Raw genomic sequence first — 13,915 nt, forward strand, 5'->3', positions numbered from 1 at the left:
TTGTCCCGCCAGTGTGTTCCGGTCAGCCCTGATGCAACGCGCAGCGGTTGCGCCCGCCGTTCTTGGCCTCGTACAGCGCCTGATCGGCCTGCTGCAAGAGGCGCTCATAATCTGGATGGCCATCGTGCACAGCCATGCCGATGCTGACGGTCACCTGTAGTACCTCGCCGTTGGGTAGACGGAAATGCTCGCGGGCGATGCTTTCGCGCAGCTTTTCTGCCGCCGCCAGCGCTTTGTTGGCATCGATGTCCACCAGCACCAGCAGGAACTCTTCGCCGCCCAAGCGGAAGGCATAGTCACCGCCGCGCGTGTTGCTGGCCAGCAGTGCACCCACCTGCTGCAGGATCTGATCGCCTCCGTCGTGTCCATAGGTGTCGTTGATGCGTTTGAAGTGGTCGACATCAATGGCGAGCACGCCGAAGGTGTTGTTCGACTGGCGCGCATAGAGCACTTCCTTGGCCATCACCACCGGCAGGAATTTGCGATTAAGCAGGCGCGTCAGCACATCACGGCCGGCCTCCAGGTCGTTGGCCTGCTCGAACAGGCTGTCGAGCAGAAACTTGATCGAGCGGGTCTGCTCGCGGATCTGGTGCAGCATTGTCAGGCGCTCTCCAGCTTCCTGCACCGCAGCGATCGTTTTGAGCTCCTGGTCGATACGTTTGATGTAGTCGAGGATACTGGCGCTCTCCGGTGAGCCCTGGAAAGCATGGGAAGCCTTGTGACGGAACCACAAACCGAACTCGGAACCCGCCAGCTCAGGTAGTGCACCGGTCAGGTTGCCGATCGCCAGGTCGAACATCAGCTGATTTTCCCAATCGAGTAGTGCCGCGCGCTGACGTTCCTTCTCGACGCCGATGTTCTGCGAGACGGAGAACAGCCGATAGGCTTCCTCGGCGCGGGAGTTGCGATCGTGGGACTGGGAGTAGGCGAAGCAGATGATCTCCACCGCCAGATCAATCAGGTCCGCGCCCATCCGGGCGGCTTTGCGCCGCACGGGCTCGTCGAGCTCGCGCTGTTCCAGCAACTGGCGCAGACGGCCCTTGAGCGAACGGGAGCCGCGCAGCACCAGGCTGACCGGAATCTCGATACGGGCATGGATGTCACCAACCTTGCGCTGCAGATCGACCACGGCATCGAGGTCGCTGTGAGCGGTCGCGGAGCAGACGGTGACAATCCACTTCTGCATCGATTTGCCGAGGCGGTTCTTCACCTGCTCGTGGGAGAGGAAACTGGCGGAATGAGGATCGGCAAGCATCTGCGTATAGAAATGCTCGGCCAGCTCAGCGCTTTTCTCTTCGGCAACGGCCTGCAGCGCGACAGCCGCTTCGGCAGGGTAGCCGTCGAGCAGGCGCAGCCATTCGGCGACCAGCTGGTGGTTGGGTATTTGCTGCATAGGGACTCGCTAGGATGGGCGGGCATCCCTGCCGCCCCGGTGGTGATCAGGAGGTCGGGCGACCCTGTGCTTCGAGCTGGCTGACCTGCGCGTTGACCCAGTCTTCGGCGCGCTGGTTGAGTTCGGCCACCACGCGCGGGCCTTCGCTTTCGGCCAGCATCGGCGGCCCGATGACCACCTGAATGGTGCCGGGGCGCTTGCCCCAGCCGGCCTTGGGCCAGAACATGCCGGCGTTATGGGCGATCGGCAACACTGGTAGCCCGGCGTTGACCGCCAGTGCCGCACCGCTGCGGGAAAACTTTGCCGGTTGGCCCACCGGCGTGCGGGTGCCCTCCGGGAAGATCAGTACCCAGGCGCCCTGCTCCAGGCGCTCGTGGCCCTGTTTGGCGACCTGGCGCAGCGCCGCTTTCGGGTTGTCGCGGTCGATGGCGATGGGCTTGAGCAGCATGATCGCCCAGCCAAAAAACGGTACCCGCAGCAACTCGCGCTTGAGTACCTGGGTCAGCGGCTCGAAGTACGCTGAGAGGAAGAAGGTCTCCCAAGTGCTCTGATGCTTAGCGAGAATCACGCAGGGACGTGCCGGCACGTTTTCCGCGCCATGCACCTCATAGCGCAGGCCAACGAGTGTCTTGCCAAGCCAGACGGCGCAGCGGCACCAGTTCTGCACCACGAAGCGATAGCGGGCACGAAACGCCATGAAAGGTGCAAACACCAGGCTGACCAGGCACCAAGCGAACGCGGTGAAGGCCAGCAGGAAATAGAAGAGGACGATGCGAACGGGGAACAGGAGGCTCATCGAGAACTCTCGAGTAGATGATCGACTACGGCGGCGAGGTCATCGAAGACCTGCGTACCGGGCGGCAAGGTGCCTTCCAGCGTACGCAAGCCCTTGCCGGTCCTGACCAGGTAGGGCAAACCGCCGAGCAGCATACCGGCGTGCAGGTCGCGGTGGCTGTCGCCCACCACCGGCACGCCCTTGAGGTCTGCCAGGCCGAAATGCTCGGCGATAGTGCGGAACATTCCTGCCTTGGGTTTGCGGCACTCGCAAGCGTCGTCCGGACCGTGCGGGCAGTGCACGATCAGGTCGATGCGCCCGCCCTGCTCCATCACCAGCTGCTGCATCTTGAAATGCATGTCGCCGAGGGTGCTCAGGTCGAACTTGCCGCGTGCCACGCCGGACTGGTTGGTGGCTACCGCCACCGTCCAGCCGGCCTTGCACAGCCGCGCGATCGCCTGCAGCGAGCCCGGGATCGGAATCCACTCGTCGAGCGACTTGACGTACTCGTCGGAGTCTTCGTTGATCACCCCGTCGCGGTCCAGCACGATCAGTTTCACGGGCTTAGCCAAGTGCGGAAATATCGGCAACGCCAAGGAACAATCCTCTCAGCCGGGCCAGCAAGGCATAACGGTTGGCACGCACCGAGGCATCCTCGGCATTCACCAGCACCGCCTCGAAGAACGCATCAACCGGGCCACGCAGGTGCGCCAGGCGCTCCAGCGCCTCGCGGTACTGGCGCGCGGCAGCGAGCGGCTGCACGGCCTGCTCGGCCTGCTGGATCGCCGAATACAGCGAGAACTCGGTGGCGTTGTCGAACCAGCGCGGCTCAACCGCTTCCGGCAGCTTCGCCTCGAACTTGCTCAGCAGGTTGGAGACGCGCTTGTTGGCGGCGGCCAGCGCCTCGGCTTCCGGCAATGTGCGGAACGCCTGCACCGCCTGCACGCGCTGATCGAAGTCCAGCGCCGAACCGGGCTGCACGGTACGCACCGAGAGGTAGGCGGCGACGTCGACGCCTTCGTCCTCGTAGCGTGCGCGCAGGCGGTCGAAGATGAATTCCAGTACCTGATCGGCAAGCCCGGCAGATTTGACCTGCGTACCGAACTGGCCGATGGCGAAGTTCACCGCCTCGACCAAATCCAGGTCCAGTTGCTTCTCGATGAGGATGCGCAGCACGCCGAGGGCGGCACGGCGCAGGGCGTAGGGGTCCTTGGAACCGGTGGGCAGCATGCCGATGCCGAAGATCCCGACCAGGGTGTCGAGCTTGTCGGCCACGGCCACGGCCGCACCAGTGAGTGTGCTCGGCAGTTCGCCGCCCGCGCCGCGCGGCATGTACTGCTCGTTCAGCGCCAGCGCCACGTCTTGCGGTTCGCCGTCGTTGAGCGCGTAGTAATAACCGGCGATGCCCTGCATTTCCGGGAATTCGCCAACCATTTCGGTGGCAAGGTCGCACTTGCAGAGCAGGCCGGCGCGCGCGGCGCGCTGCTTGTCGCCGCCGGTGCGCTCGGCGATCAGCCCGGCCAGACGCGAGACGCGTTCGGCCTTGTCATACACGGTGCCGAGCTGGGCCTGGAACACCACGTTCTTCAAACGCTCGTTGAAGCTGTCGAGCTTCTGCTTCTTGTCCTGCTTGAAGAAGAACTCGGCGTCGGTCAGACGCGGGCGCACGACCTTCTCGTTGCCGGCGACGATCTGCGCCGGGTCCTTCGATTCGATGTTGGCCACGGTGATGAAGCGCGGCAGCAGTTTGCCGTTGGCATCCAGCAGACAGAAATACTTCTGGTTGTCCTGCATGGTGGTGATCAGCGCTTCCTGCGGCACTTCGAGGAAACGTTCCTCGAACGAGCAGACCAGCGGCACCGGCCACTCGACCAGTGCAGTCACTTCATCGAGCAGCGCCGGCGGCACGATGGCCGTGCCGTTCTGCTCGCCAGCCAGCTGCTCGACGCGCTTGGCGATCAGCTCGCGGCGCTCGGCGAAGTCGGCGATCACATGGGCGCCACGCAGGTCTTCCAGGTAGCTGGACGGCTTGGAAATGTGCACCTGGCCCGGACTGTGGAAGCGGTGGCCGCGCGATTCGCGACCGGCGCGCTGGGCGAGGATCTCGCAATCGATCACCTGCTCACCGAACAGCATCACCAGCCACTGGGTCGGGCGGACGAACTCTTCCTTGCGGGCGGCCCAGCGCATGCGCTTGGGAATCGGCAGGTCGTTCAGCGAGGCTTCGACGATACCTGGCAGCAGTTGGGCGGCCGGCTGGCCCTCGATGGTGCGGCTGAACTTGAGTTTCGGCCCGCTGCGATCGATCTCGGCCAGGTCCACGCCACACTTGCGGGCGAAACCCAGCGCGGCCTGGGTCGGCTCACCTTCGGCGTCGAAGGCCGCCTGCAGCGGTGGGCCGTCGAGGTTGATGCTGCGATCGGGCTGCTGCGTCGCCAGCTGCTCGACCAGCACCGCCAGGCGGCGCGGCGCGGCGTAGGCGCGGGCCTTGACGAAGTCCAGGCCGGCGTCCTTCAGACCCTTCTCGATACCGGCGCAGAAGGCTTCGGCCAGCTTGGCGAGCGCCTTCGGTGGCAGTTCTTCGGTACCCAGTTCGACGAGGAAATCCAGTGCACTCATTCTGCAGCCTCCAGCTTGGCCAGCACTTCGTCACGCAGTTCGGGGGTGGCCATGGGGAAGCCGAGTTTGGCCCGGGCCAGCAGGTAGCTCTGGGCGATCGAGCGCGCCAGGCTGCGCACGCGCAGGATGTACTGCTGGCGCGCGGTCACCGAGATGGCGCGCCGAGCATCGAGCAGGTTGAAGGTGTGCGAGGCCTTGACCACCATCTCGTAGGCCGGCAGTGGCAGCTCGGCGGTCATCAGGCGGTTGGCTTCGCTCTCGTAGAAATCGAAGAGTTCAAACAGCTTCGGCACGTTGGCGTGCTCGAAGTTGTAGGTCGACTGCTCCACCTCGTTCTGGTGGAACACGTCGCCATAGGTCACGGTGCCGAACGGGCCATCGGCCCAGATCAGGTCGTACACCGAGTCGACACCCTGCAGGTACATGGCCAGGCGCTCGAGCCCGTAGGTGATCTCGCCGGTGACCGGGTAGCACTCGACGCCGCCGACCTGCTGGAAGTAGGTGAACTGGGTGACTTCCATGCCGTTGAGCCAGACTTCCCAGCCCAGACCCCAGGCGCCGAGGGTCGGCGACTCCCAGTTGTCCTCGACGAAACGTACGTCGTGCACCGAGGTGTCGACGCCGATGCGGCGCAGCGACTCCAGGTACAGGTCCTGGATGTTGTCCGGGTTGGGCTTGAGCACGACCTGGAACTGGTAGTAGTGCTGCAGGCGGTTGGGGTTCTCGCCGTAGCGGCCGTCGGCCGGACGGCGCGAAGGCTGAACATAGGCGGCGTTCCAGGTCTCGGGACCGATGGCGCGCAGGAAGGTGGCGGTGTGGAATGTACCGGCGCCCATTTCCATGTCATAGGGCTGCAGGACCACGCAACCCTGCTCGGCCCAGTAGCTTTGCAGGGCGAGGATCAGGTCTTGGAAGGTGCGCACGGCAGGCGTAGTCTGGCTCAAAATTTCACCTGTGCTGGGCTTCGACAGAAAGCCTCGGAGTATACCCCCCGCATGGCTGCGCTTGCGATGGTTTAGGCCATCGGACGAGGCCTGCGCAAGGAGACCACATGCCACGTTGCGCCTGGTGCGGCACGGACCCGCTGTACATCGACTACCACGATCGCGAATGGGGCGTACCGGCCCGCGATCCGCAGGTGCTGTTCGAATTCCTCTTGCTCGAGGCCTTTCAGGCGGGGCTTTCCTGGATCACCGTATTGCGCAAGCGCGAGCGCTATCGGCAGGTGCTGTTCGGCTTCGATGCCGAGCGCCTGGCGCACATGAGCGATGCCGAGATCGACGAGCGCATGCAGGATCCCGGCATCATCCGCAACCGGCGCAAGCTCGAGGCGGCGCGCAGCAACGCGCGTGCCTGGTTGCAGCTGGAGGATCCGGCGGGGTTCGTCTGGTCGTTCGTCGGTGATGTGCCGAAGATCAACCGCTTCGAGCGCCTCGACCAGGTGCCGGCGGTCTCGCCCGAGGCGGAGGCGATGAGCCGTGCGTTGAAGAAGGCTGGCTTCAGCTTCGTCGGGCCGACCATCTGCTATGCCTACATGCAGGCCTGCGGCCTGGTCATGGATCACCTCAGCGACTGCGAACGTTATGCCGAGTTGGCCAGCGCCGATTGATCTGGCGCAGGGCTGTGCTGCCAAGATGCAAGGCGTTGCGGCGGCTGCGCCTGAAAGCTGACCGCGGTTGCAGGTAGACTAGGTGACCTGAAAAAATTTCGGAGTGCGGCGTTGGAAAAGCTCAAAGGTGCCCTGGTGGTCGGCTCCCTGCGACTCTTCGCTCGGCTGCCCTGGCGCATAGTCCAGGGCCTGGGCTCGATGATCGGCTGGCTGATGTGGAAGCTGCCGAATCGTTCGCGTGAGGTGGCGCGGATCAATCTGCAGAAGTGCTTTCCGGAGCTCGATCCGACGCAGCTCGACGCCCTGCTCGGCCGCACCCTGCGCGAAACCGGCATGACCTTCACCGAAAGCGCTTGCGCCTGGATCTGGCCGGCAGAAAAGACCCTTAGGCTGGTCCGCGAGGTCGAAGGCCTGGACGTGCTGCAAGCGGCGCTGGCCTCGGGCAAGGGCGTGGTCGGCATCACCAGTCACCTGGGCAATTGGGAAGTGCTCAATCATTTCTACTGCGCGCAATGCAAGCCGATCATCTTCTACCGACCGCCGAAACTGAAGGCGGTGGACGATCTGCTGCGCCAACAGCGTGTGCAGCTGGGCAATCGCGTCGCGCCCTCGACCAGGGAAGGCATTCTCAGCGTCATCAAGGAGGTTCGGCGCGGTGGTGCGGTCGGTATTCCGGCGGACCCCGAGCCGAGCGAAGGCAGTGGCATCTTCGTGCCCTTCTTCGCCACCCAGGCGCTGACCAGCAAGTTCGTGCCCGGCATGCTCGCCGGTGGCAAGGCGGTTGGGGTGTTCCTTCATGCGTTGCGTCTGGAGGACGGTTCGGGCTACAAAGTCGTCCTCGAGGCCGCGCCCGAAGGGATGTACAGCGAAGATGCGGAAACTGGCGTAGCGGCGATGAGCGCAATGATCGAGAAGTATGTGCGCGCCTATCCCAGCCAGTACATGTGGACCATGAAGCGCTTCAAGAAACGCCCCGCCGGCGAGAAGCGCTGGTACTGATCAGGCTCAAACAACAACAACAGGGACGAGCGCATGCAAAACCAGAGACAGCATCCGCGTACCAACATGAAGTGCCGCATCCGCATTGCGCATCCGGCCTTTGGCGAAGTCTTCGCCCAGACCCGTGATCTATCCGATGGTGGCGTCTACGTCCGGCATCCGGAGCTGGTGGTGCTGCATCCCGGCGACGAGGTGACCGGCCAGGTCCAGGACCTGCCGATTCCGGCGCCGGAACTGCGAATGGTGGTGATGCGGGTGGATGCCGAAGGGGTCGGCCTGCAGTTCGTGCGCTAGGACTGAGCGCGCGTCAGTCCGGCGTCAGCCGGTCGAGCCGGCGCAGGAATACGCTCATTTCCTTTTCCGCCTGCTTGTCACCCTGGGCGTTCGCCGCAGCGATTCCGCGCTCCCACGCCTGATGGGCGCCGGGCTTGTCGCCATCGGCCTGCAGCGCCTTGCCCAGCAGTTTCCAGGCAGCGGAGTATTTCGGATCGAGTTCGACGCAGCGGCGCAGGTGCTCTGCCGCCCGCCCCGGCTGCCCGGCATCCATGTAGCCCTTGCCGAGGCCGAAACGCAGCATCGGATTGTCCATGCCTTGGGAAAGCATCTTTTCCAGCGATTCGAGCATCTTGAAGACCTTTTCGGTGCAGCGCTCCGGGGCGTTTCCTCACTTTAGTGCATCGCCGCCGGCGGGCAATAGCGGCAGCATACGCCATTGGTCTTAGCTGTTGCGGGGCTTTCGCCGTCTTCGTGTGGGCTGGGCTGCAAGCGGCTCAGTGGGCCTCGTTGACCGCGCTGAGAAACTCCCGGGTGCGTTCCTCGCGCGGGTTGTTGAACAGCTCGTCCGGGCTGCCCTGTTCGTGAATCCGGCCCTGATGGAAGAAGCACACGCGATCGGCGAACTCACGGGCAAAGCCCATCTGGTGGGTCACCATCAGCATCGTCAGGTTGTGCGCCTCGCCGAGGCGGCGGATGACATTGAGCACTTCGCCGCAGAGCTCCGGGTCCAGCGCCGAGGTCACTTCGTCGAACAGCATCACCTTCGGCCGCATCGCCAGTGCGCGGGCAATCGCCACGCGCTGTTGCTGACCGCCGGAGAGTTGCGCCGGGAAGTGCTCCAGCTTGTCCTCCAGGCCGACCATGGCCAGCAGCTCCTCTGCGCGCTCGCGGGCCTCGCGCTTGCTCAGCCCGAGCACCTGTACCGGCGCTTCCATGACGTTCTGCAACGCGTTCATGTGCGGGAACAGGTTGAAGCTCTGGAATACCATGCCGACCTTGCCACGCACACGTCGCAGGTGACGGGCATTGGCCGGGACCAACTGGCCGCTGGCGTCGGGCATGTGCGTCAGCGGCTCGCCGTCGACCTCGATCACGCCCTCGTCAATGCCTTCCAGGGTCATCAGCACCCGCAACAGGGTGGATTTGCCCGAGCCGCTGGGGCCGATGATCGCGACCTTCTCGCCTTCCTCGATCTGCAGGTCGAGCCCGTCGAGCACGGTCAGTTCACCGTAGCGCTTGGTCACGCCGGCGAAGCGCACCAAAGGTTGCGCCTGCTCCGGCTGTTGCGGCGTCGGGTTCAGGGTGTCCGTGGACTGCATCGGCGTATTCATCGGGCCAGCTCCATGCGGTTTTCCAGACGGCGCACGCACCAGGCGAGGCCGAGGCTGAGAATGAGAAAGAACAGGCCGACCATGGTGATCGGCTCCAGATAGCGGAAACTCTCGGAGCCGATGTTCTTGGCCCGCTGCATGATTTCCACCACGGTGATCGCCGACAGCACTGGCGTGTCCTTGAGGATCGAGATCAGGTAGTTGCCCAGCGCCGGCAGCACCGGACGCAGCGCTTGCGGCAGGATCACGTCGCGGTAGGCCGTCCAGGGCTTCATGTTCAGTGCGGTGACGGCTTCCCATTGCGAACGGGGCACTGCATCCAGGCCGGCGCGGTACACCTCGGCGGTGTAGCAGGCGTAATGCAGGGCGATGCCGATGATGCCTGCCTGCATCGCGCTGAGATTGAGGCCGTAGTTGGGGAACACGTAGAACAGGAAGTACACCTGAATCAGCAGCGGTGTGCTGCGGATGAACTCGATCAGCCCGGTGATCGGCCAGGATAGCCAGCGTAGGCGGCTGCGGCGGCCAATGGCGAGGAACAAACCGAGCACCACGGCAATGGCGAAACCGGCCAGGGCGATGCCGATGGTGGTCAGCGAGGCATCCAGCAGGCGCGGCAGGATCTCGCGGGCGAACTGCCAGTCGAAGAAATTCATGACAGGCCTCCGCGCATCCGCCCGCGGGCCAGCCGGCGTTCCAGCTGGCGCATGCCGAAGTTGATCGCCTGGGCCAGGACGAAGTAGATCACTAGCGCCAGGCCGAAGATCTCCATGGTCATCAGCGTCGCCTGATCCAGCTGGCGGGCGCGGAAGGCCAGATCCGACAGGGTGATCAGCGACACCAGCGAAGTGTTCTTCAGCAACTCGATCAGCAGGTTGGTGCCGGGCGGAATTGCCGCGAGCAACGCCTGCGGCAGGATGATTCGGCGCATGCGTGTCAGCGGCGTCATGTTCAGCGCCTGACAGGCTTCGTGCTGGCCCTGGTGTACCGAGCGGATCGCGCCGCGCAGCACCTCGGCCCCATAGGCGCCGATGTTCAGACCCAGGCCGACCACGGCCACGGCGAAGGCGCTCATTTCGACATTGAACGGTGGCATCGGCAGCACGAAGTACAGCCAGAACAGCTGCACCAGCAGCGACGAGCCGCGGAAGACCTCGATGTAGGTGATGGCCAGCCAGCGCAACGGCGCCACCGGCGAAAGCCGCGCCAGCGCGGCGATCAGCGCGCAGGCGATGGCCAGCAGTGAGCCGAAGAAGGTCACCTTCACGGTGACCCAGGCACCCTGCAGCAGCAGAGGAAGCAGTTCGATCATGATGGCGCTATCCGGTTTTCCGGAGCGCTGAGCGAGGCTGCGCAAACAGCGGCGCAGCCTTGGTCAGCGTTCACAGGCGGGACAGCGGTCGGCGGCGCCAACCAGCCGCCCCGACGGGCTTCAGGCGCCGCAGAGCTCGGCGGCAGTCTTGTCGGTGATGTTGGAGCGATCAAAGCCGAATGGTTCGATGGTCTTCAGATGCTCCTCGCTGCCCAGCCACTGCTTGAGCTCGGCATTGACCGCGTCACGCAGCGCCTTGTCCTGCGGACGGAAGGCCAGCGCGCCATAACCGGCACGGGCTGGATCGTCCTTGAAGTCGGCGATGGCCTCGACATCGTCACCGGCCTTGTCCGCCAGCCCCTTCATGGTCAGCTGGGTGCCGATGGCGGCATCGGCGCGACCACCGCGCACGGCCTGCAGCTGCGAGGTGGTATCCGGGACCTGCAGAATCTGCGAATCCTTGATGCCGGCCTTGCGCGCATAACCGAGGTTCACCGTGCCGGACATGATGGCGATCTTCACGTCCGGGTTGTTGGCGATGTCTTCGTAGCTGCGTAGGTTCTTCGGGTTGCCTTCGGCCACCAGCAGGGTGTCGAGCAGGCGGTAGTGCGGATCGGTGAACAGCACCTGCTTGCAGCGTTCAGGGGTGATGTACATGCCCGCTGCGATGAGGTCGAAGCGCCCGGCGCGCAGGCCGGGGATCAGCGAGCCCCACTCGGTCAGTACCGGTTTGATGGTGTCGATCTGCATGCGCTCGAACACCTTGCGCACGATCTCTGGCGATTCGCCGGTGACACTGCCGTCGAGAGCGGTATAGGCGAAGGGGGTTTCATTGGCGTAGCCGATGCGGACGCTGCTGCTGTCCTTGATGTCTTCCAGGGTATCGGCCTGGGTCAGGCTGGCGAAACCGATGCTGGCCAGGGCGGCGCAGCCGATCAGCAGCCGGCGGGAGCGTGTCGGGATGGTGCTGTTCCTCATGGAGTTTCTCCTGTTCCTTGTAGAGACCCGAGGAATCGGATCGTTATTTGTCTAGGAGGGGCAATTGCGTGAGCTCAGTTAGGGACTCTTCTGACGACGAATGGTGCGGTGAAACCGAGCGACGATAGCTTGGCTCAATCGTCAGGCCGCACGGGCGGCAAGCCAGGAGGGTACAAAAGCTGGCCATAAAATGGAAATCGGAGGGCATCGGGATCGAATGGAGGCGATCGGAGGGAATGCCGTCTATTCCAGCTGATCGGGCCGGGAGTCGTGGGTAATTGAAAAAACGAAACGGCCCGCCGAGTGGCGGGCCGTCCATGCAGTCGCAATGATCGCTAGAAGAAGGTCAGGCCGGCCTGGAACAGGCGCTCGACGTCGCGAATGTGCTTCTTGTCGACGAGGAACAGGATGACGTGATCGCCGGACTCGATCCGTGTGTCGTCATGGGCGATCAGCACCTGGTCGTCGCGAATCACCGCGCCGATGGTGGTACCCGGGGGCAGCGCGATCTGCTCGATGGGGCGCCCGATCACCTTGCTCGAACGCGGATCGCCGTGGGCGATCACCTCGATGGCTTCGGCCGCGCCACGGCGCAGCGAGTGGGCGCTGACGATGTCGCCGCGGCGTACGTGGGTCAGCAGGGTACCGATGGTGGCGAGCTGCGGGCTGATGGCGATGTCGATCTCGCCACCCTGAACCAGATCGACGTAGGCCGGGTTGTTGATGATGCACATCACCTTGCGCGCGCCCAGCCGCTTGGCCAGCAGCGACGACATGATGTTGGCCTCGTCGTCGTTGGTCAGCGCGAGGAACACGTCCGCCTCGCTGATGTTCTCCTCGACCAGCAGGTCGCGGTCGGAAGCGCTGCCCTGCAGGATGATCGTGCTGTCCAGCGTGTCCGACAGGTAGCGACAGCGCGCCGGGTTCATCTCGATGATCTTCACCTGGTAACGGCTCTCGATCGCTTCGGCCAGCCGCTCGCCGATGTGGCCGCCACCGGCGATGACGATGCGCTTGTAGTTCTCGTCGAGCCGGCGCATTTCGCTCATCACCGCGCGGATATGGCCCCTGGCGGCGATGAAGAAAACCTCGTCATCGGCCTCGATGAGCGTGTCGCCTCGGGGCAGGATGGCCTGGTTGCGACGGAAGATGGCGGCCACGCGGGTATCGACGTTGGGCATGTGACGGCGCAGCTGGCGCAGCTCCTGGCCGACCAGCGGACCGCCATAGTAGGCGCGCACCGCCACCAGCTGCGCCTTGCCTTCGGCGAAGTCGATCACCTGCAGCGAGCCGGGATGCTCGATCAGGCGCTTGATGTAGTTGGTGACCACCTGCTCCGGGCTGATCAGCACATCGACCGGGATCGCCTCGTTGGCGAACAAACCGGAGCGCACCAGATAGGCCGCTTCGCGCACGCGGGCGATCTTGGTCGGCGTATGGAACAGGGTGTAGGCGACTTGGCAGGCGACCATGTTGGTTTCGTCGCTGTTGGTCACCGCCACCAGCATGTCGGCGTCGTCTGCGCCGGCCTGGCGCAGGACCGTGGGGAAGGAGCCGCGTCCCTGGATGGTACGGATGTCGAGTCGGTCGCCGAGATCGCGCAGACGGTCGCCGTCGGTGTCGACCACGGTGATGTCGTTGGCTTCGCTGGCGAGGTGTTCGGCGAGGGTACCGCCGACCTGGCCGGCGCCGAGAATGATGATCTTCACGCGATCACTCCTGAGAGGCGGACGCTTGCCGCCGCTTCCATGTTGGGCCCGCGCGCACCGCGCCGGGGTTTCGGCTCAGCCACTGACGCCACGTGGCTGGGCCGCGATCTTGATCAGCTTGGCATAGTAGAAGCCGTCGTGGCCGTTCTCCTGCGGCAGCAGCTGGCGACCATGCGGCTGCTGCAGGCCGAAGCCGCCTGGCAGATCCAGCTCACGGGCGCCGGGCGTGCGTTCGAGGAAGGCGCCGATCACCTCGCGGTTCTCGGTCGGCAACACCGAGCAGGTGGCATAGAGCAGGACGCCGCCGACGTCGAGGGTCGGCCACAGCGCATCGAGCATCTCGCCCTGCAGCGTGGCAAGGGGGGCGATGTCATCGGCCTGGCGTGTCAACTTGATGTCCGGGTGGCGGCGGATCACGCCAGTGGCCGAACAGGGCGCGTCGAGCAGGATGCGCTGGAACGGCTTGCCGTCCCACCAGCGCTCGGTGGCGCGGGCGTCGTCGGCGACCAGTTCGGCGTTGAGCTGCAGGCGCTCGAGGTTTTCCCGCACGCGCACCAATCGCTTGGGTTCCAGATCCAGCGCAACCAGTTCGGCCAGCTGTGGCTCGCGCTCGAGCAGATGGCAGGTCTTGCCACCCGGTGCGCAGCAGGCGTCCAGCACGCGCTGGCCCGGCGCCAGGTCGAGCAGCGCGGCGGCCAGCTGTGCGGCCTCGTCCTGCACGCTGACCCGTCCTTCGGCAAAGCCGGGCAGCTGATGCACGTCGCACGGCGCGGCCAGGCGAATGCCGTCCTCGCTGAGCTCGCACGAATGGGCGTCGATTCCGGCGGCCTGCAACTCAGCCAGATAGGCGTCGCGGCTGACCTGCCGGCGATTGACCCGCAGCATCATCGGCGGGTGCGCGTTGTTGGCCGCGC

At 64.7% G+C, this 13,915-nt stretch carries 15 protein-coding genes; 3 read left to right on the forward strand and 12 right to left on the reverse strand.

Annotated elements, in window-relative coordinates:
* Positions 1-22 precede the first annotated feature (22 nt).
* The 5 genes from LO50_RS07940 to glyQ are packed head-to-tail and all read right to left on the reverse strand — an operon-like array spanning position 23 to position 5,731.
* Positions 23-1,393 (reverse strand): diguanylate cyclase, encoded by a 1,371-nt coding sequence (locus LO50_RS07940; protein WP_044314645.1) that lies wholly within the window; start codon positions 1,391-1,393, stop codon positions 23-25.
* A 46-nt stretch (positions 1,394-1,439) separates the two neighbouring features.
* Positions 1,440-2,189 carry a lysophospholipid acyltransferase family protein gene (locus LO50_RS07945; protein WP_003303723.1) on the reverse strand — a complete coding sequence of 250 codons (750 nt, stop codon included), beginning with the start codon at positions 2,187-2,189 and terminating at the stop codon, positions 1,440-1,442.
* A complete protein-coding gene (gene gmhB / locus LO50_RS07950; RefSeq protein WP_003303724.1) occupies positions 2,186-2,728 on the reverse strand; it encodes a D-glycero-beta-D-manno-heptose 1,7-bisphosphate 7-phosphatase in 543 nt (180 codons plus the stop codon). The genes LO50_RS07945 and gmhB overlap by 4 nt, the downstream gene beginning before the upstream one ends.
* Positions 2,729-2,732: 4 nt before the next feature.
* Positions 2,733-4,787, reverse strand: coding sequence for a glycine--tRNA ligase subunit beta (gene glyS / locus LO50_RS07955; RefSeq protein ID WP_003303726.1), 2,055 nt, complete (start codon positions 4,785-4,787; stop codon positions 2,733-2,735).
* Positions 4,784-5,731 (reverse strand): glycine--tRNA ligase subunit alpha, encoded by a 948-nt coding sequence (gene glyQ / locus LO50_RS07960; RefSeq protein WP_003303728.1) that lies wholly within the window; start codon positions 5,729-5,731, stop codon positions 4,784-4,786. The genes glyS and glyQ overlap by 4 nt, the downstream gene beginning before the upstream one ends.
* A 107-nt stretch (positions 5,732-5,838) precedes the next feature.
* On the opposite strand from glyQ, the gene LO50_RS07965 reads away from it, so the two are divergent.
* The 3 genes from LO50_RS07965 (at position 5,839) to LO50_RS07975 (ending at position 7,689) form a co-directional block, all read left to right on the forward strand.
* Complete coding sequence (locus LO50_RS07965) at positions 5,839-6,396, forward strand: DNA-3-methyladenine glycosylase I (RefSeq protein ID WP_044314646.1); 558 nt, start codon at positions 5,839-5,841, stop codon at positions 6,394-6,396.
* Between the two features lie 111 nt (positions 6,397-6,507).
* Positions 6,508-7,395, forward strand: a complete 888-nt coding sequence (locus LO50_RS07970) for a lysophospholipid acyltransferase (protein ID WP_044314647.1) — start codon at positions 6,508-6,510, stop codon at positions 7,393-7,395.
* A 33-nt stretch (positions 7,396-7,428) separates the two neighbouring features.
* Positions 7,429-7,689, forward strand: coding sequence for a PilZ domain-containing protein (locus LO50_RS07975; RefSeq protein WP_044314648.1), 261 nt, complete (start codon positions 7,429-7,431; stop codon positions 7,687-7,689).
* A gap of 13 nt (positions 7,690-7,702) precedes the next feature.
* On the opposite strand, the gene LO50_RS07980 is transcribed toward LO50_RS07975, so the two are convergent.
* The 7 genes from LO50_RS07980 to rsmB form a co-directional block, all read right to left on the reverse strand.
* A complete protein-coding gene (locus LO50_RS07980) occupies positions 7,703-8,020 on the reverse strand; it encodes a tetratricopeptide repeat protein (RefSeq protein ID WP_015275042.1) in 318 nt (105 codons plus the stop codon).
* 145 nt (positions 8,021-8,165) lie between these two features.
* Positions 8,166-9,002 carry an ectoine/hydroxyectoine ABC transporter ATP-binding protein EhuA gene (gene ehuA, locus LO50_RS07985; RefSeq protein WP_041013091.1) on the reverse strand — a complete coding sequence of 279 codons (837 nt, stop codon included), beginning with the start codon at positions 9,000-9,002 and terminating at the stop codon, positions 8,166-8,168.
* Entirely contained in the window at positions 8,999-9,658 is a 660-nt protein-coding gene (gene ehuD, locus LO50_RS07990) for an ectoine/hydroxyectoine ABC transporter permease subunit EhuD (RefSeq protein WP_008569079.1), read from the reverse strand. The genes ehuA and ehuD overlap by 4 nt, the downstream gene beginning before the upstream one ends.
* A complete protein-coding gene (gene ehuC / locus LO50_RS07995; protein WP_003284262.1) occupies positions 9,655-10,314 on the reverse strand; it encodes an ectoine/hydroxyectoine ABC transporter permease subunit EhuC in 660 nt (219 codons plus the stop codon). The genes ehuD and ehuC overlap by 4 nt, the downstream gene beginning before the upstream one ends.
* 120 nt (positions 10,315-10,434) lie before the next feature.
* Entirely contained in the window at positions 10,435-11,292 is an 858-nt protein-coding gene (gene ehuB, locus LO50_RS08000) for an ectoine/hydroxyectoine ABC transporter substrate-binding protein EhuB (RefSeq protein WP_023446435.1), read from the reverse strand.
* 335 nt (positions 11,293-11,627) lie between these two features.
* A complete protein-coding gene (gene trkA, locus LO50_RS08005) occupies positions 11,628-13,001 on the reverse strand; it encodes a Trk system potassium transporter TrkA (protein ID WP_044314649.1) in 1,374 nt (457 codons plus the stop codon).
* Positions 13,002-13,076: 75 nt separating this feature from the next.
* A partial coding sequence (gene rsmB, locus LO50_RS08010) for a 16S rRNA (cytosine(967)-C(5))-methyltransferase RsmB (RefSeq protein WP_044314650.1) occupies positions 13,077-13,915 on the reverse strand: 839 nt, incomplete at its 5' end.

The organism is Stutzerimonas stutzeri, assembly GCF_000935215.1.
Classification (GTDB): Bacteria; Pseudomonadota; Gammaproteobacteria; order Pseudomonadales; family Pseudomonadaceae; genus Stutzerimonas.

Excerpts from the sequence above, each read along its gene's own strand:
- LO50_RS07975 (WP_044314648.1), top strand. The coding sequence starts at position 7,429 with ATGCAAAACCAGAGACAGCATCCGCGTACCAACATGAAGTGCCGCATC.
- LO50_RS07940 (WP_044314645.1), bottom strand. The coding sequence starts at position 1,393 with ATGCAGCAAATACCCAACCACCAGCTGGTCGCCGAATGGCTGCGCCTG.
- LO50_RS07980 (WP_015275042.1), bottom strand. The coding sequence starts at position 8,020 with ATGCTCGAATCGCTGGAAAAGATGCTTTCCCAAGGCATGGACAATCCG.
- LO50_RS07945 (WP_003303723.1), bottom strand. The coding sequence starts at position 2,189 with ATGAGCCTCCTGTTCCCCGTTCGCATCGTCCTCTTCTATTTCCTGCTG.
- ehuA (WP_041013091.1), bottom strand. The coding sequence starts at position 9,002 with ATGAATACGCCGATGCAGTCCACGGACACCCTGAACCCGACGCCGCAA.
- ehuC (WP_003284262.1), bottom strand. The coding sequence starts at position 10,314 with ATGATCGAACTGCTTCCTCTGCTGCTGCAGGGTGCCTGGGTCACCGTG.
- ehuD (WP_008569079.1), bottom strand. The coding sequence starts at position 9,658 with ATGAATTTCTTCGACTGGCAGTTCGCCCGCGAGATCCTGCCGCGCCTG.
- LO50_RS07965 (WP_044314646.1), top strand. The coding sequence starts at position 5,839 with ATGCCACGTTGCGCCTGGTGCGGCACGGACCCGCTGTACATCGACTAC.
- ehuB (WP_023446435.1), bottom strand. The coding sequence starts at position 11,292 with ATGAGGAACAGCACCATCCCGACACGCTCCCGCCGGCTGCTGATCGGC.
- glyS (WP_003303726.1), bottom strand. The coding sequence starts at position 4,787 with ATGAGTGCACTGGATTTCCTCGTCGAACTGGGTACCGAAGAACTGCCA.